The sequence below is a fragment of the Prevotella sp. genome, from assembly GCF_036570325.1.
GTDB lineage: Bacteria > Bacteroidota > Bacteroidia > Bacteroidales > Bacteroidaceae > Prevotella.
In genome coordinates this window covers 467288-486487 of record NZ_DATCYK010000056.1, presented here as the reverse complement: position 1 = coordinate 486487, position 19200 = coordinate 467288, and the positions used below count along the sequence as shown (strand labels likewise).

The 19200-nt window shown below is 40.6% G+C and carries 20 protein-coding genes; 8 read left to right on the top strand and 12 right to left on the bottom strand.

Going from position 1 to position 19200, the window contains the following annotated elements; translation table 11 throughout:
- The first annotated feature begins 127 nt into the window (after positions 1 to 127).
- The 5 genes from VIR50_RS06190 to VIR50_RS06170 all read left to right on the top strand — a co-directional run bounded on the left by VIR50_RS06190 (position 128) and on the right by VIR50_RS06170 (position 4629).
- Entirely contained in the window at positions 128 to 1606 is a 1479-nt protein-coding gene (locus VIR50_RS06190) for a trypsin-like peptidase domain-containing protein (protein ID WP_331934266.1), read from the top strand.
- Positions 1607 to 1894: 288 nt separating this feature from the next.
- A complete protein-coding gene (locus VIR50_RS06185; RefSeq protein ID WP_331934265.1) occupies positions 1895 to 2758 on the top strand; it encodes a sigma-70 family RNA polymerase sigma factor in 864 nt (287 codons plus the stop codon).
- Between the two features lie 30 nt (positions 2759 to 2788).
- Positions 2789 to 3250, top strand: a complete 462-nt coding sequence (locus VIR50_RS06180) for a hypothetical protein (RefSeq protein WP_331934264.1) — start codon at positions 2789 to 2791, stop codon at positions 3248 to 3250.
- A gap of 3 nt (positions 3251 to 3253) precedes the next feature.
- Complete coding sequence (locus VIR50_RS06175; protein WP_331934263.1) at positions 3254 to 4144, top strand: hypothetical protein; 891 nt, start codon at positions 3254 to 3256, stop codon at positions 4142 to 4144.
- Positions 4120 to 4629: a S24/S26 family peptidase gene (locus tag VIR50_RS06170; protein WP_331934262.1), complete on the top strand. Its 510-nt coding sequence runs from the start codon at positions 4120 to 4122 to the stop codon at positions 4627 to 4629. Before VIR50_RS06175 ends, VIR50_RS06170 begins: the two co-directional genes overlap by 25 nt.
- A gap of 11 nt (positions 4630 to 4640) precedes the next feature.
- Here VIR50_RS06170 and VIR50_RS06165 read toward each other — a convergent pair whose 3' ends face one another.
- Together VIR50_RS06165 and VIR50_RS06160 are read right to left on the bottom strand one after the other, a co-directional pair.
- Positions 4641 to 4925, bottom strand: coding sequence for a PqqD family protein (locus VIR50_RS06165; protein WP_331934261.1), 285 nt, complete (start codon positions 4923 to 4925; stop codon positions 4641 to 4643).
- Between the two features lie 33 nt (positions 4926 to 4958).
- Positions 4959 to 7166 (bottom strand): S9 family peptidase, encoded by a 2208-nt coding sequence (locus tag VIR50_RS06160; RefSeq protein WP_331934260.1) that lies wholly within the window; start codon positions 7164 to 7166, stop codon positions 4959 to 4961.
- A gap of 96 nt (positions 7167 to 7262) precedes the next feature.
- Here VIR50_RS06160 and VIR50_RS06155 point away from each other — a divergent pair, with 96 nt between their 5' ends.
- Entirely contained in the window at positions 7263 to 8183 is a 921-nt protein-coding gene (locus VIR50_RS06155) for a TIGR01212 family radical SAM protein (protein ID WP_331934526.1), read from the top strand.
- Positions 8184 to 8197: 14 nt separating this feature from the next.
- On the opposite strand, the gene VIR50_RS06150 is transcribed toward VIR50_RS06155, so the two are convergent.
- Complete coding sequence (locus VIR50_RS06150; RefSeq protein WP_331934259.1) at positions 8198 to 8998, bottom strand: gliding motility protein GldB-related protein; 801 nt, start codon at positions 8996 to 8998, stop codon at positions 8198 to 8200.
- A gap of 282 nt (positions 8999 to 9280) precedes the next feature.
- On the opposite strand from VIR50_RS06150, the gene VIR50_RS06145 reads away from it, so the two are divergent.
- Entirely contained in the window at positions 9281 to 10348 is a 1068-nt protein-coding gene (locus VIR50_RS06145) for an asparaginase (RefSeq protein ID WP_331934258.1), read from the top strand.
- A gap of 45 nt (positions 10349 to 10393) precedes the next feature.
- Here the strand turns inward: VIR50_RS06145 and VIR50_RS06140 are convergent, their stop codons facing one another.
- From VIR50_RS06140 to VIR50_RS06105, 8 genes are all read right to left on the bottom strand, one after another.
- Positions 10394 to 11281, bottom strand: a complete 888-nt coding sequence (locus tag VIR50_RS06140) for an AraC family transcriptional regulator (protein ID WP_331934257.1) — start codon at positions 11279 to 11281, stop codon at positions 10394 to 10396.
- 34 nt (positions 11282 to 11315) lie between these two features.
- Positions 11316 to 12203 (bottom strand): 4-hydroxy-tetrahydrodipicolinate synthase, encoded by an 888-nt coding sequence (gene dapA / locus VIR50_RS06135; RefSeq protein WP_331934256.1) that lies wholly within the window; start codon positions 12201 to 12203, stop codon positions 11316 to 11318.
- Between the two features lie 97 nt (positions 12204 to 12300).
- On the bottom strand, positions 12301 to 13218 hold the full coding sequence (locus VIR50_RS06130; protein WP_331934255.1) for a DMT family transporter: 918 nt from the start codon (positions 13216 to 13218) through the stop codon (positions 12301 to 12303).
- Between the two features lie 5 nt (positions 13219 to 13223).
- Positions 13224 to 13955, bottom strand: a complete 732-nt coding sequence (truA, locus tag VIR50_RS06125) for a tRNA pseudouridine(38-40) synthase TruA (protein WP_331934254.1) — start codon at positions 13953 to 13955, stop codon at positions 13224 to 13226.
- Between the two features lie 26 nt (positions 13956 to 13981).
- Positions 13982 to 14425, bottom strand: coding sequence for a hypothetical protein (locus tag VIR50_RS06120; protein WP_331934253.1), 444 nt, complete (start codon positions 14423 to 14425; stop codon positions 13982 to 13984).
- A 4-nt stretch (positions 14426 to 14429) separates the two neighbouring features.
- Entirely contained in the window at positions 14430 to 14801 is a 372-nt protein-coding gene (locus VIR50_RS06115; protein ID WP_331934252.1) for a hypothetical protein, read from the bottom strand.
- Between the two features lie 43 nt (positions 14802 to 14844).
- Positions 14845 to 15390, bottom strand: a complete 546-nt coding sequence (locus tag VIR50_RS06110) for an RNA polymerase sigma factor (RefSeq protein WP_331934251.1) — start codon at positions 15388 to 15390, stop codon at positions 14845 to 14847.
- A complete protein-coding gene (locus VIR50_RS06105; protein ID WP_331934250.1) occupies positions 15387 to 16766 on the bottom strand; it encodes a L,D-transpeptidase family protein in 1380 nt (459 codons plus the stop codon). The genes VIR50_RS06110 and VIR50_RS06105 overlap by 4 nt, the downstream gene beginning before the upstream one ends.
- 814 nt (positions 16767 to 17580) lie before the next feature.
- Between VIR50_RS06105 and VIR50_RS06100 the strand changes: the two genes are divergently transcribed.
- Complete coding sequence (locus VIR50_RS06100; protein ID WP_331934249.1) at positions 17581 to 17847, top strand: hypothetical protein; 267 nt, start codon at positions 17581 to 17583, stop codon at positions 17845 to 17847.
- Between the two features lie 426 nt (positions 17848 to 18273).
- On the opposite strand, the gene VIR50_RS06095 is transcribed toward VIR50_RS06100, so the two are convergent.
- Positions 18274 to 19200 (bottom strand): ribonuclease Z, encoded by a 927-nt coding sequence (locus VIR50_RS06095; protein WP_331934525.1) that lies wholly within the window; start codon positions 19198 to 19200, stop codon positions 18274 to 18276.

The window sequence follows — 19200 nt, the reverse complement described above, 5'->3', positions numbered from 1 at the left end:
AACAAGAAACTCACTATTCGAATGTTATTAAGTTTATATTTGCAATCAATTAATCGAAAGAAGGCTAACGTTTTAACACTTTATCCTCTTTGAAACTAAATTGATTAAACTATAAACATCAGAAAATATGAAAAAGCATTCTAATTTGATTTTGTCTGCCATGTGTGTTACTGCACTGGCATTCTCTGCCGGTAGCTTTATGAAAGTAAACGCGGCCAAGAACGTTGCTTCTTCCGCTGTAGGACAGCCCGTTGATTTAACTTACGCTGCTGACAAAGCCCTGCCTGCTGTGGTTCATATAAAGTTTGTACAAAACTCCAAGATTCAGACTGTTGAGGTACAACCCGATCCGTTCAGTGACTTTTTTGACCCATTCGGATTCTTTGGAAATCCCAATCAAGGAAACAATGGTTCCCAAAGAAGAAGGGTGCAAACTCCTAAGAAAGAGGCTACCGGCAGCGGTGTCATCATCAGCCAAGACGGATATATCGTAACCAACAACCACGTTGTGAACGGTGCCGATGAGCTTACCGTTACGTTGAACGACAACCGTGAGTTCTCCGCAAGAATCGTTGGTACCGACCCCATGACCGATTTGGCATTGATAAAGGTCAATGGCAAGAATCTGCCTACACTGCCTATCGGCGATAGTGAGAAGCTCAAAGTAGGTGAATGGGTGCTTGCCGTGGGCAATCCTTACAACCTCAGCTCTACTGTTACGGCAGGTATAGTCAGTGCCAAGGCGCGCTCATTGAGTGGCAATGGTGATGGCCCGAGCGTTGCCAGCTTCATACAGACCGACGCAGCCATCAATCCCGGTAACTCCGGAGGCGCATTGGTAAACACCCAAGGCGAACTTGTGGGAATCAACGCCATGCTCTATTCGCAAACAGGTTCGTACAGTGGATATGGTTTCGCCATTCCTACCACTATCATGAACAAGGTAGTTGCCGACCTCAAAGCCTACGGTACAGTGCAGAGAGCAGTGTTAGGTATCAGAGGAGGTGATGTGTTAGACTACATCAACAGCCAAAAAGAGAACAACAAAAACGTGGACTTAGGTACCAACGAAGGCGTCTATGTAGGCGGTGTTGATGAAGGAAGTTCTGCAGCTAATGCCGACATTCAGAAGGGTGATGTCATCATTAAGGTAGACGATAAGAAAATCACCAAGATCTCCGAACTTCAGGAATACCTCTCTAAGAAGCGTCCCGGCGACAAGGTTACAGTAACCTATCTCCATAACAAAGAACGCAAGTCGAAAGCCGTTACCCTCAAGAATGCGCAGGGCAACACCAAACTTGTGAAGACCGCCGACTTGGATGTACTCGGCGCAAGCTTCAAACCCGTAGGCAAAGAAACCAAGGACCAATTAGACATTACTTTCGGTCTTGAGGTTACCAAGGTTGATAAGGGCGCCATCAAAGACGGTGGTATCGGTACCGGTTTCGTTATCTTGTATGCCAACGACAAGGCTATCAAGACCATAGCCGACCTACAAGAAGCTGTCAAGGCAGCCTCTACAAGCAAAGACCCGGTACTTATCATCAAAGGTATGTGGCCCACCGGAAAACAAGATTACAAGGTTGTAAAAGTCAGCGAATAAAATCATAATTGATTGATAATACATTTGAATTGCATGGTTAGCTATGAAGATAGTCGACCATGCAATTCTTTTTTTATGCCAAAACGGAATTACAGAACGATAAAAGCTGGCCTTTCATGCCGTCAAAAGGCTGCTATGAAGCCATCAAAGCTGCCTTTTGACAAGTCCAAAACACAGCTTTCAGAAAAGCACTTGCCCACCCTCGGACGACTCAAAATAAATGTCAAAAATTTGGAGAAAATAAAATAAACCACTACATTTGCAATTACGCATGTAAATTGACACCTTATGAGACAACTGAAAATCACAAAATCGATAACCAATCGGGAGAGCGCATCTCTTGATAAGTATTTGCAGGAAATTGGTCATGAGGAGTTAATCAGCGTAGAAGAAGAGGTTATATTGGCACAACGAATCAGAAAAGGCGATCGTAAGGCCTTGGAAAAACTGACCAAAGCCAACCTCCGATTCGTGGTTTCGGTGGCCAAACAATACCAAAACCAAGGACTAAGTCTGCCCGACCTTATCAACGAAGGAAACGTTGGCCTCATAAAAGCCGCGGAGAAGTTTGATGAGACGAGAGGATTTAAATTTATTTCCTATGCCGTTTGGTGGATACGCCAAAGCATATTGCAAGCCATCGCGGAGCAAAGCCGAATAGTAAGACTTCCACTTAACCAAGTCGGCTCCGTCAATAAAATCAATCGGGTGCTCAGCAAGTTTGAGCAAGAGAATGAACGCAGGCCCAATGCCGACGAGATAGCGGCCTGCATAGATTTACCCGAGGAGAAGATTGAAGAGGTATTGAAAGTTAATGGCCGGCATATTTCCGTGGATGCGCCCTTTGCCGATGGCGAAGAAAACGGGTTGCTTGACATATTGCCCAACATTGACACTCCTTCCGCGGACAACGAACTCGTGAAAGAATCGCTCCGAGAGGAAATAGGCAGAGCGCTCAACCTCCTGAATGAGAGAGAAAAGAACGTGATAGAGGCCTTTTTCGGGATAGGCATGCCGGAAATGACATTGGAGGAAATTGGAGATAAATACGAACTGACTCGGGAACGAGTAAGACAAATTAAAGAGAAGGCCATTCGACGCCTTCGCCATAATACGCAAAATAAAATGTTAAGATCCTACCTCGGGAGATAACAGATTATGATTTGAAAACTAAAATTAATTATGAAAATTAAGGGATTATGCTTAGCCTTGTTACTGCTATTTGGCAGCTTATCAATGAATGCTAAGCACATTTTAACGAAAGGCTTTTTGTTTGGCTTTGCCTCCTCATTCAATGATTCTACTGTTTACCTTACCAATATTCAAGAGGTAGATGCCATTTGGGTAGACAGCAAAAGCAAGTTCCTATACAGCAAAGAGAACTACTCCTATCAGTTAAGAGACCATCTGAAGGACAATGGCATGTCGACGCCTACTTGTGTAACGATATTCGCTACCAAGCGCAAAGACATTGAGAAAAAATACATAGCTTTGAGAAAAAGATATACTTCAAGTAAAAAACAGAACTTCATTGTCAAGTATCTGTCAGACACAGACTTCCAATTTAAGCCGATAACACTCAGCGAAGAAGAGAATAACAATGTTATTGTGAAACAAACCTCAAAGAAAAGAAAGAGCAAATAAAGAATGACGAGCTATATATTTTGCATAGCCCAACACTATATCAAATTAGATTTTGATGACCAATACATAATAAGGAAGCAGCTACTGCTTCCTTTTATGCCTTTTATGGTTAAAGAGATTGAGGACCATAGTCCGCTGCTATTTACCCTGACCGTCACGCAAGACGACATACAAACCAACAACGAAGCCGTCTCCCGAATGAGTACAGTAGATACGGGAAACGGTGACATCATAGTGGACCGGCTCCCCAACGGGGGGTATCAATACACGATTAAGAATATTGAGTCGCAAAAGTGCTGCCTTTTAAAGACGGATAAACTGTTCCAAAATTGCACATGCCAACTATTTGGTGATTATAACATGCAACGGTTTGGCCTCAACAATGCGCTCATGCTCTCCTATACTTTTGCGGGAAGTTACAAGAATACATTACTTATTCATGCCTCACTTATCAGGCACGAGCATAAAGCATACGCGTTCACGGCCAAGAGTGGCACCGGAAAAAGCACGCAAGCGAATCTATGGTTGCAACATATTCCCAACTGCGACTTGATGAATGACGACAATCCTATCATTCGATTGATTGACCAAAAGTTGTATGCCTTCGGAAGCCCGTGGAGCGGCAAGACGCCTTGCTACCGCAATATTCGTGCGGAATTAGGAGCCATCATTCAAATATGCAGGGCTCAGGAGAACTCCATTACCCAACTCTCTCCCATCCAATCGTTTATCATGCTAATGGGCGCATGCTCCTCTATGAAATGGGATGTTGACATTTACGAAAGAAACTGTCAACTGGCTAAGCAAATCATAGAGGCTTCGCCCATCTACGCACTTCACTGCTTACCCAATAAAGAGTCGGCAATACTATGCCAGAAAACAGTTGCGAAGTAAACAGTAATGAGGGTGCGACGAAGAGAGTTGTCATTCCCAATGCGATCCTTTTCCCGGAAATAGCCAAGCTGTTGGAGCAAGGCCATAGCGTTTCGTTACGATTATTGGGGGGCAGCATGCGCCCTTTCTTGGAAGACAAACGTGATATTGCGGTATTGAAACTATCCGAAAATTACCATGTAGGAGACATTGTGCTAGCCCAAATAACGCTTACTCACTTCGTACTTCATAGGATTATAGCCATAGCTCAAGACGATATTACACTCCGAGGAGACGGCAACTATGGTTGTGAATATTGCAAGATAAAGGATATAAAGGGTATAGCCTTGGGCTTCTATCGCAAAGGTCGTACTACGTTCGAGTCGGTAGAAAGCCGTAAATGGAAATTTTATGCGTGGCTATGGCCGGCACTTTTCCCGATAAGAAGATACTTGCTGTTTGCCTACCGGCTCAAACTTAAAATTACAAATAGCTATAAAAAATAAAATGGATGGCGTCAATTGACGTCATCCATTTCTATTATTCCTGCTTCATTCCATGCTTTGATGGTCTCTTGACAATCTGCTCGGGCAACTTCAGGCGCAACATCATATTCCTCAATTATGGCAGCCACCATCTCGTCAATGGTGAACCGCTCTTTATTTACTACGAAATTCCATAGGTAAGCAGCTGATTCATTGAGTCCTATTACCTTATTGAAATTTATGTTTTCAATGCCTTCGGCGATGATAACATTCTCACCGCATACCGTTAAAAGTCGGAATCCTGACTTTACTTTCATCGTCTTAAAAATTTAAATATATGAGAATTACTATTATTTCTTCAGATGTGTAATAAAGAAATTACTAACCTGACGTAGCAAATGGTTACGAGTGTTACCACCATAAATGCTATGATTACGATTTGTATAGTATATTTCTTTAAAATCTTTGTCAGCTTGTACCAATGCCTCGGCGTACTCAAAAGAGTTTTGGGGATGAACATTATCATCAGCCATGCCATGGCAAAGCAGGAGAGCTCCCGACAATTTCTCCGCACGACGGATAGGGTTTTCGCCATAACCTTCGGGATTTTCTTTCGGGGTGCGCATGTATCGTTCTGTATAAACAGTATCGTAGAACTTCCAATTGGTAGGAGGTGCTATCGCTACGCCTGCTTTGAAGACCGCGTCACCGGTACTCATACTCATCAAAGTATTGAAACCGCCAAAGCTCCACCCCCAAATGCCGATTGCAGACGCATCCACATAAGACTGCTTTCCTAACCACAAGGCTGTTTCTACTTGATCTTCGGCTTCCAATACACCCAAATTCAAATAGGTACATTTCTCAAACTCGGCGCCACGTCCTCCCGTTCCACGTCCATCTACACTGACAACGATGAATCCCTGCTGGGCCAAATAAGAGTCAAAAGCTCCTCCCTGCCCCATGCTTCCCGCACTCCAACTGTTTTTTACCTGCTGTGAACCGGGACCACTATACTGATGTAAGATTACCGGATATTCCTTTGAAGCGTCAAAATCAAGTGGCTTCACCATCCAGCCATCCAACTGTGTACCATTTTTTGTTACAAAAGAGAAAGCCTCGCGCTTAACAAAACCATATTCACCTACCAAACTTGCCAGCGCAGCATTGTCTTCAAGCACTACGATTTCCTTTCCACTCTTTGATAAAATGCTATACCGGTAAGGCGTGTTATAATCACTCCATGTATTAATAAAGAATTGGAAATCACCCGAGAAGATTGCTTCATTCCAGCCCTCCTTGGCAGTCAATCTTTCCATCTTCCCATTTTTATGAGCCACATAAATCTGTCGGTCATGGCTATTCAAGGTTGCGGCCTGAAAATAGACATCACCTGACTTCTCATCAAAGCCATATACCTCTGTTATATCATACTCCCCATCACCTATCTTGCGCTTTAAGCTACCGTTCAGGCTATATTCATAAAGGTGCATATAGCCATCCCTATCGCTCGGAAGCAAAATACTCTGCTTACCGATCAATATTCCTTCCATGGCTTCTTCTTTTACATACTTGTCAGAAGCCTCTTTTATAAGGAGCTGGGATAAAGTAGTACGGGGATTGACAGAATAAAGATTGAGCACATCCTGATGACGATTCATCGTGAATACAACGATCTGATTGGGATTAACAGTAGCCTTTATACGAGGCATATAGCCATCTTCGTCTAAAGGAACTTGTAACTGATTAATTTTGTGAGACTGAATATCATAAGCCCAAGCAGACACTTTCGCGTTCTGCTCACCGGCCTTAGGATATTTATAAGTATAAAAACCGGGATAAGTACCGTATCGTCTTAAAGTAGGATGAGAGCCTTCAAAAAGTTGAAGAGAATACTCTTTCACATTACGCTCATCATACTTGAGCCAACAAAGCATGGTTCCATCCGCATTAAAGACCAAAGATGAGTTGGTGGAAAATTCTTCTTCATTCACCCAATCAGGAATACCATTGATAATTTCGTTGAACTTACCGTCTTTCGTCACTTGCGTTTCTGCGTTATCATACAACAGTTTCACCAAATAAATATTATTGGAACGCACAAAAGCTACTTGATGACCATCAGGAGACCATACGGGAGTTTGCTGAGGTCCATTGACCGATAACCGCTCAAGTTTTCTGGTCTTTATTGTATAAATATAATATTCAGCGGTAAAAGAACGGCGGTATATTCGCTTGGTTTTTGTTTGTATGAGTAAGCGAGTGCCATCGGGAGAAGGAATATACCCGTCAATCTCCTTTATAGACTCTCCTTGCGTATTTTGCAAATCCAGCAATACACTGCTTTTCTTTCCGGTTTTAAAAGAATAAGCCTCTATCTTAGAATTATCATCACTTATGCAAGTATATAAGTCGGTTCCACTCACGGGGCGGATGTCACTTATCCCTTTGGCAGCAAACTTACCTGAAGTTATATCTGCAATTGTCAGTTTTTCTATAGCCATAAGTTGGAAAGCTGCAAACAACATGGCAGCGCACAAAGATATAATTCTTTTCATACGTACATCTAATAATTTATTTTTATATACAGTAGCAAAGATAGGGGAAAAATAGTATATTTGCAAAATAAAGCCCAATTAATTAGGATTCTACAAATGGTTTATAACGACTTTGGCCACTGGATTAGCCAACAATTTCCATTCAAAATACAAAAAATTTCTATTGACGCAGGGTTTTCCTGCCCCAACCGTGACGGGAGAATAAGCTTTGGAGGATGTACTTTTTGTGATAACAAGACATTTAGTCCTGCCTATACAAATAGAGCTAACAGTATAGCCGAACAAATAGAAAAAGGTAAAAGCTTTTTCAAACGAAAATATACGAACATGAAGTTCTTAGCTTATTTTCAGGCTTTTACAAATACGTATGCACCACTTGATTACCTGAAAGCCCTCTACGAAGAAGCCTTAATGCAAGATGATATTATAGGTCTTGTCATTGGGACCCGACCGGATTGTGTCAATGAAGATTTACTAAACTATTTGGCAGAAGTGAATCGAACCAAATTCGTACTCATTGAATACGGAGTCGAAACAATCCATGACGCAACGCTGGAACATATAAACAGAGGACATTCTTTTGAAAGCAGCGCAGAGGCCATTCGCATGACCCACGAAAAGGGCCTCCTAACAGGTGCTCACATGATTCTTGGGCTACCCAGAGAGAACAAAGACATGATTCTTCAACAAGCTGATATTATGTCCGCACTCCCTATTGACATACTAAAGGCACATCAAATGCAGATTATTAAGGGTACCGCATTGGCAAAAGAATACGCCACAACACCCTTCCACATCTTTTCGGTTGAGGAATATATTGAACTCATTGCTGAGTACCTCAGCCGACTTCGGCCAACAATCGTTATTGACCGATTTGTAAGTGAAGCTCCCAAAGACTTGCTCATAGCTCCGCAGTGGGGGCTAAAGAATTATGAATTTACGAATTTGCTCGCTAATTACCTAAAGAAAAATGAGATTAGTCAAGGCTGCAAATATAATCCAATAACAACTATTTAAATAGTGGAAATTATCTATTTAAATACAGAAAAGTCTTTACTGCTTAATAGTTTCTCAATCGTAACCGATGGATGGGAGCGCATATACTTATCAATAGAGTCAACGTAAGGTGCTGAAAAAAACTTTTTGTGCATTACTTTATTAGTAACCCACATCATTTTCCCCATGTGAAGATCGTGTTCTTTCTGTGAACGAGCAGCCAAATTATCCAATGGATACAAGCTCAACAGATAGAAACTTAGACAATCGGGAACTATATATTCACGGCGCATTGTTTCACGTTGCTGCAGTGAATAATACTTTTTATACAGAGGATAGTCTGTTCCTAAGTACTTATCAAGTGAGATTCCAATTAATTTATCGCCAATTAAGACACTCTGATTTAAGGCCCCTATTTGCGTATAAATTTCAGGAAGAGGGAGTTGAGGCAGTAACACTTTCAAACGAGAAAATGCCACATTAAATGATCTCTTTATGTCATCCAAATTTGCAAATTGAGCTTCCGCATCAGAAATTAAGGTTTGCAAAGTTGTATCTTGGTAAAAACTAAGAAACTTATTATTAATATCAGGCTCATAAACAGCCCCTATCTTTAATACGTTTTCTATAAGTGCACGAGTCTCTATCGGATATTCAGTATTCATTTGCTGCAAAGCAGAGAAGTCACCGGTAGTAAGATAACGGCTCTCTAAGCGATCATAGCGCTCTATTTTTATGACACAGCGTTCTTGATCCCCTAATGACTTTAAGTTAAAATCACAGCTCGTGCAAAATAAAAGTACACTTAACAATATGAATACTGATTTCTTCAACAAACTCTTCTTCGCTTTTAATTATAGTGCAAAAATAGCAAATAAACTCATACAAACCAAAATAAAAGCTAAATAAATCAAATATTAGCCTAAAATCATCCCTTTTGAGTAGCCGTAGTATTAATTTATTTAAATTATAATCATATTGAAATACATTATACTTCTATCTTTCTCATGGCAGTACTTAATGGCTATGATACTAAGTAAATAGGCATATAATTTGGTACTATATAGAAATTAAACTAAATTTGCAGTTGTAATCAATCTTTCAAATCTAAATTAAGAATGGCACAGAGTGAAAATAAGGTATTGTTAATTTATACGGGTGGCACTATTGGTATGGGACGAAACCCTCTTACGGGAGCATTAGAACCACTTGACTTCAACCATTTGAAAGACAATGTCCCTGAAATGAAATACATTAAGGCGGGCTTTGATGTTTACCAATTTACAAATCCTATAGATTCCAGTGATATTGATCCATCTACTTGGGCACGACTTGTAGATATTATTACAGAGAACTATGATACGTACATGGGCTTTGTCATTCTTCATGGTACAGATACAATGGCCTATACCGCATCAGCCCTTTCATTCATGCTTGAAAACTTAACAAAGCCTGTTATCTTAACGGGAAGCCAGCTACCCATCGGCCAACTTAGAACCGATGGCAAAGAAAACTTGGTTACCAGCATAGAACTTGCCTCACTTACCGACGACTCTGGGCACGCCATGATACCGGAAGTTTGTATCTATTTTAGTGGAAAAGTGCTTAGAGGAAACAGAGCTACCAAGCAAAATGCCGACGAGTTTAACGCCTTCGATACTTTTAATTACCCTCACTTATGCGAAGCCGGCGTTAATTTTACATTCCATGCACACCATATACTTAAGCCTGACTTCACCAAACCAATGATTCCTCATAAGGAGTTAAATCCTAATATCATTGTATTTTCACTATTCCCGGGTATTCAGGAGAGCGTAGTACGACATTTAATTGATGCACCGGAATTACGGGGTATTATCCTTCGCAGCTATGGTAGTGGCAACGCACCTCAATACCCGTGGCTAATTAACTTACTAAAGAAAGCGACGGAGCGCGGCGTATGCGTTGTCAATATCAGTCAATGTATATCAGGACGTGTGGAAATGGGACGCTATAACACTGGTTACCAACTAAAAGATGCGGGTGTTATCTCAGGATATGATAGTACGGTAGAAGCTGCTACGACTAAACTCATGTATCTTTATGCAAGATACGATAACATTCAAAAGATTCAAGAGTTAATGAATACATCAATAGCAGGAGAAATTAATACTTCCATTTCATATCTACCGGAAGATGATCAATAAATATGTACTCTACAAATGTACGAGTACGATTTGATACCTTATCATCTACACAATAATACGAGTCTTGTGATAATTCTCACGAAACTCTGTTGGTGAGCATGCTTTCTTCTTTTTAAATATCCTATTGAAATTGCTAAGATTATTAAAACCACAATCAAAGCAGATTTCAGATACTGATTTCATGGTGTCAACCAACATTCTTGAGGCATATCCTAATCGAATATCTATAATATAATCGGATAGACTTCGTCCGGTATGCAGCCTGAAGAAACGACTAAAAGCGCTGGGACTCATACCTGCCATATCAGCTAATATGGGCAATCGAATTTCGTGCATGAAGTTCTCATTTATATAATTTTTCACTTTCAGAACCCTGCGGCTATCATCCTCTATCACAATTTTCGCAAAGCTACTTGTCGCTAATGTTCGAGCCGTTGTACTCTTTGAAAGTTCATAAAGAATTGACATGAATTGGCTGACAGCATAAAATCCATCCTTAATACTACTCAACGTATCGAGTTGAGTATAGACTCGCAGCACATCCTCCATCGAAAAACATAATCCTTTTTTAGCCTCTGTCATCATCTTACGCATGCCTTTAAAAGGATTGCGACCAAAAAAGTTATCTTCAGTCATGTTGAAATCAAACTGCACCGTTATCTCCCGAATATCCTCGCTATGACAATCTGCTTGTTCCCACACATGTTCCAAATCCGCACTTGTAATCAATACCAAGTCATAGTCACCAATCGTTTCTGAAGAATCTCCTACAATACGCTTCACACCGGAAGCATGTTCAACGAAATTCAGCTCATAAACCTCATGGCTATGAATAGGATAAGTAAACTCTTTCTTATGTCTATCAGCGATGTATAATACATCCTTGTGCATAAGAGGAGTAATTTCATGTATGACTTTTCGCTCTTCGGACATAAACGATAACACCAAGAAAGTACACTATAAAAAACTAAATGCGTAGATCCTTTATAATTTCCGCCATCTTCTGCTTCGTCTTAATGGTAGTTGGAACCAGTGGCAAGCGTAGAACGTTTTCTATGAATCCCATATCATTTAGCAACGCCTTTACACCCGCCGGATTGCCATCGACAAATAAAAGGCTATATAATTCAGTAAACATGTGATGAATCTTCCGAGCCGGGTTATACTCTCCCTTAAACTCTAAACGTATCATACGTGAAAATTCCTTGGGCAAAGCATTTCCTATCACCGAGATAACACCGGCAGCTCCACTAGCCACCATTGAGAATGTCAGCGCATCATCGCCACTTATCACGTCAAATGAATCCGGTTTATTCTTAATGATTTCATCAACTTGTTCCAAACTTCCACTCGCTTCCTTTATCGCAACGATATTGTCAAAATCTCGTGCCAACCTAACGGTGGTTGCCGGTTTCATGTTGATTCCGGTTCTTCCCGGCACATTATAAAGGACAATTGGTAATGGACTTGCTTCCGATATAGCTTTGAAATGTTGGTAAAGTCCCTCTTGAGAAGGCTTGTTATAATATGGACAAATACTTAAAATACCATCAATACCACTCCAATCAGTATTGTTGATTTCATTAACAACAGCCGCAGTATTATTACCTCCACAATATTTCAGGATCCTGACCCTACCGCCATTCACTTGTTTTACCGTTTCTGTAATCTTATCTTTTTCATCTTTGGTAAGGCAAGGGGTTTCACCGGTCGTTGCCAATATGCACAAAAAGTTCGCACCATTGGTTATTTGATATTCAATTAATCTGGTTAAAGCCTTATAATCTACATTTCCTTCCGTGTCAAAAGGAGTTATCAGTGCTACCCCAAGTCCCTTAAAGATATTTTGCGCCATATTAATCTTCTTACAATTCTATTCGCAAAGTTACAAGAAATATGTTTAATCGCAAAAGGATTATGTTCAATTATTTCATTTTATCCAATACCGGAAATCAATGTGAACCGATATAAAGGCACACCATCCCTAATAAAACTAACAGCAAATCAAACAATTTTGCTTTGAGATTTTTCTCATGAAAATAGAATGCTCCAAAAACAAAACTGACCAAGACACTTCCCCGTCTCACCATTGATACGATAGAAATCATTGATCCCGGCAAACTAAGCGAGTAATAATACACGAAATCAGCCATGCTTAAAAATACAGAAATCAATAGTATCGACCAGTCCCAACGAAAGGGTGTTGATTGTTTTCTTTTAGGAAACCAAAGCAAGAGCATTACACTTCCCATGAGAATCATCTGATAAATATTGTACCAACTTTGAACTACCATCCGATTCAAAGCCAATCCACCACTCTCAAGAGGCGCCATCAAATACTTATCATACAGTCCGCTGACCGCACCAAGAATAGCGGCAAGCAATAAGAAGTATATCCATTTATTATGTTGGAAGTCCACGCCCTCCTTTTTACCGCTCTTACCTAACAAAGCCAAAGACACAATAGCCAGCAACACACCAACCATCTGCCAGCCATTCAGGCGTTCTCCATATACGAGCATTGCTCCTATCAATACCAATACCGGGCGCGTAGCATTAACCGGTCCCACTATCGTTAATGGCAGATGTTTCATGGCAAAATAGCCAAAAATCCAACTTGAAAGGACTATTAAGCTCTTTATAACAATATATTTGTGAGTCTCCCAACCGGCTGACTCCACGTAAAAAATACTACCATCCAGCACTGCTGTATTACCGGAGAGCACTATAAATGGTACAAAAATTAAGGAACAAATCAATGTGTTTAAAAACAATACCGGAATAACAGCATTGTCTTTTAACGAAACTTTCTTACAAGCATCATAACATCCCAGCAACGCTGCTGACATGAAAGCGTAAATGAGCCACATAAACTTTAATATTCTACATTCTCCAAGAACAAAGCATGCCCCGGCACACTCTCCCCCGCTTCGGTTCGCCGCTTGGAAGCCACAACCTTGCCAAAATCTTCTAACGACATACGATGGCGCCCCACTTCCAGCAAAGTGCCCACAATGGCTCTCACCATGTTCCGAAGAAAACGGTCGGCTGCAATCTCGAAATACCAATTATCAGCTGTTTCTTTCACCCAATGGGCACAAACGACATGACAAATCGTTGTCTTCGCGTCACTGTTACTTTTACAAAATGCTCCAAAATCGGTCACATCAAGCAAAAGAGACGCCGCCTGATTCATTAATTCAAAATCAAGACGTGTATATAATTCATAAGAATAGTGCCTCCGAAATGGATCTTTTCTTGTGTGTACATAATAATGATAAGTTCGCCTTACCGCAGAAAAACGTGCATGAAACTCATCAGACACTTGTTCAACCTGAAAGACCGATATATCTTTGGGCAGGATTCTATTCAACCGATACATCAATTGTTCACAGTCCACGGCTTGCTCTACATCAAAATGAGCAACCATCTTACGGGCATGAACTCCCGCATCTGTCCTACCGGCGCCAACCACCGATATATCTTGTCGAAGCAATGTGGTTAACGAGTCTTGCAATTTCTCCTGCACAGAGACTCCATTCGGCTGAATCTGCCAGCCATGATATAACGTACCATCAAAAGAAAATGTTATCGCGTAACGAGACATTGACAATCTATCTACTTCTTTAAAAACTACTTTTTATTAAAGGATCTCTTAAATGCCCTGCGATGAAAGCGTGCTTCTGCCTTCAAAATACGGAGCACCTTTCCCGGCGCCAATATCTTCAAAAATTTCTGATGATAACTTTGTTGTATCTTTTTCAAATGAATATCTATCAGGTCGCTTTGGATAATAGCTTCGCGACTGGCCTTATCATCCGATGTATCAGTATGACGATAATGCCGCATTCGTTCAAAGTATGTCCGCTGTTCTTTCATCATGGCACGATAAACCGGAAAGAATTTCGCCGCTTCAGCAGGAGTCAAGCCTGCATCTGATGTGATAAATTCTTCCAAATCAGCCTGAAACTTCACCGGGTCAAACTTGGGTCTTCCGCTTTCAGGATTCTCTGCCATTACATAAAAAGGCATGCAGAAGAGAAATAATGCGAGGTAAAATATTTTTAAAAGACGCATAGCTTTAATTATTTTCAATCAGTGAAGCATAAATATCTTCATTATCCATCATCGTATAGTCAACCATTTCATCTATTGCCGAATAAGCGGCATTGCCGGTCTCCGAAGTGGCAGTACGATTATTTCCTGAGGTATTAAAATAATACAGAGCCATCCATGATGAAACCGTAAGAACGCCAACAAATGCTGCCACACGAGCCCAACGGACATGCCACCTCATTGAACGCTTTGTCGTAGCAGGTTGCCGCGATTCTTCCGCTTGTTCGGGGAGCTTTGACATTATATTTTCTGTCAGTGTATCAAAATAACCTTCGGGCACCTCAAAACAGTTTTTGCGACCAAAATGCTTTAATATTTGATTTTCTTCACGTTCCATAAATATTAACTTTATCTGTAAGACGAGCAACAATGGCTAAGGTTTAATCCAAGCCATGAAAATAATCCACAATTTTCTTCACAGCCAAATGATAGCTGGCTTTTAGGGCGCCTTCGCTCGTTCCCAATATCCTACTTATCTCAGCATATTTCATTTGCTCAAAATAACGCATGGTAAATACAGCCCGCTGCACTTCAGGCAATCCCGCCACAGCCTCTTGTAATTGAGCCTGCGTCTCGTCACCATCAAAATAAGTATCAGCTAATAGTCGTTCCGCAATCGATTGTCCCTCACCTTCCTCCACCGTTCTGAACTTCTTTTTCCTCCGTAAGAAATCAAGTGATTCGTTATAAGCTATGCGATACAGCCACGTGAGCAGGCTTGAACGGTTTTCAAAACGCTCCAAATTATTCCATGCTTTCAGGAAAGTATTTTGCAAGATGTCATTGGCGTCATCGTGATCAAGCACAATATGACGAATCTTCCAATACAACGGTTCGCTATATTGGCCTACTAACAACGAGAATCCTTGCCGTCGGCTACTGCTCTCGCTCAGAAGTTTCAGTATTTGTGATTCGTCTATTTTCAACGGTAGTTTCGTAAATGTCGACCAATAACTTGGTCATAACCATAAATATCAGGATACTCACGCAATACACCACCCTCATTCGGATATAGTGTAAAATAGGTAATGAACAGCGGTATTTCAGGACTAACATTAATACTACGTACCAATTTATCCGTTTGAAGCGTATCTTGCACCTCCTCCGGCAAAGCAGGATTACGCTCAATCTCACGGGCAGCCATCGAATAAGACAGCTTATCTATCAATGCCTCATCTTTTTCTTCCATCATAAAGACAGCCAAATCAAAAGGCTTCTCTACCCGAATGCAGCCATGAGAGACATCACGGTCTTGCTGACTAAAGACGCCCCGTGAGCTCGTATCATGCAAAAAGACGGAGAAATTATTGTTAAATCTGAAGATAATTCGACCTAAAGAATTGCCCTCTCCTCCCTTTTGTGCCAACACATAGTCCTTACCGGTCAGCATTTCGCTCGTAATGTGTTCCGGAGCTATGACCTTACCGGTCTTACGTTCACGCACAAAGAAATTTCTTGAACGAAAATAAGCCGCATTACCGACATGTTTCAATACATCATTTTTTATAATAGAACGTGGCAACACCCATTGGGGATTCACGTCCATACGCTTTATTCTGCTAATCAGCAGAGGTGTTTTGGTTTCAAACGAGCCACAACCGATACGCATTGACAACACTTTCTCACCATCCACAGCCTGCAGATGAAACGAAGGCAAGTTCACTAATACATATTTATGATGCAGTGACGGATAATCCGGCTGTCGCCAGCGACAACGTTCCATATTGCAAAGAACACGATTATACGCCGGTGAGCCAGCCGAAAACCGTGACAACTCTTCTTTCAGCTGCATATAAAGAGGTCCCCTCGGTTGTATTTCCGCAAGGTAATGGTCCACGCTATCATGGCGTATCTTGTCAATCATCATTTGATAAGCACGCTTACCAAAGCGCTCCACGGGAATATCAAACAAACCTCTATACGTAGTATTGACCGAATCACTCTCTAAAACATCTAACCTATTAAGCAGGTATTTGGGATTAACGAAGCCAAAGCGCTGCCCTATCGCATACCTGAAGAAAGCCTTAGTCAGGTTATATTCCAATCGGGCAGCGACTTTGTTAATGGTATTAACATCGTCAAAATCCAACGAGCGGAAACGCTCTAAGTCCGCTTTAATCTGCGCACAGCGAAACTGTCGCTTGCTAAAGCCTAATTCATCTACCTTATTAATATAGTCTAACACGAATTGAGCCCTATGGTCAAAGCCGCTACGATCAAACCACAGAAAAGCTCCGTCACGCAAATAATAACTTCTCGCACGATAATCGGCGGTCATGGAATCTTTATCTGCCTCAACCATAGCCATCAGACTCTTTCGTATACTTCTGCTCTCCAGCGTATAGGAAGACTCCTTGAATTGGCTGTAAGCCTCAAGAGTGAGGTGGGTATTCGGATTTTTTATTTTTCCATCACAAGCCAATAACAATAGACTTAGGCTGAAAAAAAACAAATAACTAACAGATTTCAAAATGCTCGAACCGTACTATAAAATGATTATTTAATTACACAAAGTTAAGAATAATGAATGAAAATGTTAATACAAGCGATATTAACTTAGATTATTCTTAGATTAATTTAACAAGTTGCAAAGACCATTCTGCCAACAAATTCTCATGTCTAAATCATTTCTATGCTCTGTAAAAATAGGCATTTTACATAATTTACTTAGTTTTATTTGGATATAAGTGCTCTTTTGCGTATTTTTGCGGCATTAAGAGCAATGAAATCATTATGGGAAACCTTAGGTTAAAACTACAAAATGACGCACAGGAGAATAAAAGTTCTTTTGTGCTGTCAGACGTTTCTAAGGATGAACTTCAAAAGAGAAGAATATCCGTATATAATTACTTGTTGTGAACAGTTTACCCAATTCATATCCATTCTTCCATATCATGAGTGAGAATATAAATAAGAATGGACATGAACGAAACCTTTTATATAAGTTTAAATCGACAAAGTCGAATTTATGGTATATTGTACTTGTAGAACAATACAAGTACAATGTTTTTGCGGTAAAGTTTTACCCTAAGAAGTGGGCAAACTCACCACATAAATACCAAATGCTTACAAACACTTATGAACCAAGGAAAATCATAAATACTTGTATAAACGTTATGATGAGTCTTTATGAGAAATGTCCTAATGCTTCATTTGGCTTTATCGGTTCAAACAAAATAAACGAAGGACATAGCGAGACGAAGAGATATAAAGTTTATTCTACTCTCATTGCTACATATTTTAGCGACAAGCTTTTCTTTCACAAAGAAAATAAAGATAAAAGTGCTTATTTGCTAATCAACCGTAAAATGCTTACGAATAATTTGTCTCTAATCTCCGAGATAGAAAATTATTTTAAAGAACAGTACGATTACTTTGACTAACAATCCGTAGAGTCCTTTATAAGGGAAGATTGAATACTCTGCAAAACAGTTTTTACCGTAAGCTAAAGATACTTCTCACAAAAGAATTGATAAGATGTCAATAAAGGATAGCTATAAAAACACCCCTCTATTGATACCACTTTATATTTATACACAAAGCTATCACAATTTTCTTTTTCCTACATACATGCTTTTGATTCTCAAAAGCTGGCTTTCCACCCCGCAAAAGTTACCCTTTTACACGCTGACAGCAGTGCTTTTACAATCTCAAAGCACTGCTGTCAGAATATTCTAATCAAGCGTTTAAAATACTAAAAGCCCAAAAGCCATCTATCGTTTTCTAAATGGGGCAATCCGAAAGTAAACTTATTTTCAGAATAATCATTACAAATATCCAACTCGATAAGCCTACTATAAATTTATCATTCAACTCCGTGGCAGAATATTTATGACCATTCCCTCATTGGATAATTCCGTATTGGCGAACTCGGTCCGGGCCTCTTGCAAGATTCTATCTTCACGCTCATAACGTGCGCTATAATGCCCAAGTATTAATTTGCCGGCATTCGCAGCCTTAGCCACAAGCGCCGCCTGACGTGCCGTGCTGTGATAATAAAGTTTAGCACGGTCAGCACAATCCTCGGTATAGGTACTTTCATGATACAACACATCTACATCCTTCAATCTTTCGTAGAGTTTTGGAATGTAACGTGTATCGCTGCAATAGGCATAACTGCGCCCCGGAGTGCCGGCGGTAGTCAACCGATTGTTAGGAACAACCTCACCATCTTCGGTCACCCAATCAGCACCCAATTTAATATTATTGATTTGCGAAACCGGTATTTCGTAACAGTCCAACATATCTCGCAAGATATGGCGGGCAGTATCTTTCTCTCTGAACAGAAAACCGCAACAAGCTATGCGGTGCTCCAACGGCACTGTTTCTACCGTAAGGCTATGATCTTCATAAATAACGGCTTGTCGTGTCGTGTCTATCGCATGGAAAACAACTTTGAAATCAAGTCCGGTACAAAACAACTGAAGCTGCATCTCCAACATCGGCTCCAGTTCCTTGGGAGCATAAATATGCAAATCGGCAGTCCGCCCAAGCATACCAAACGTTGAAATCATACCTATCAAACCGAAGCAATGGTCACCATGCAGATGCGAAATGAAGACCGTACGAATCTTCATAAAGCTGATATGTGTACGGCGCAACTGCACCTGCGTGCCTTCACCACAATCTATCATAAACATCTTTCCCCTAACCTCAACTATTTGAGACGAAGCATTATGACGAAGCGTGGGCAGCGCACTGCCACAACCTAATATGTGTACACGAAACGGTTCCAA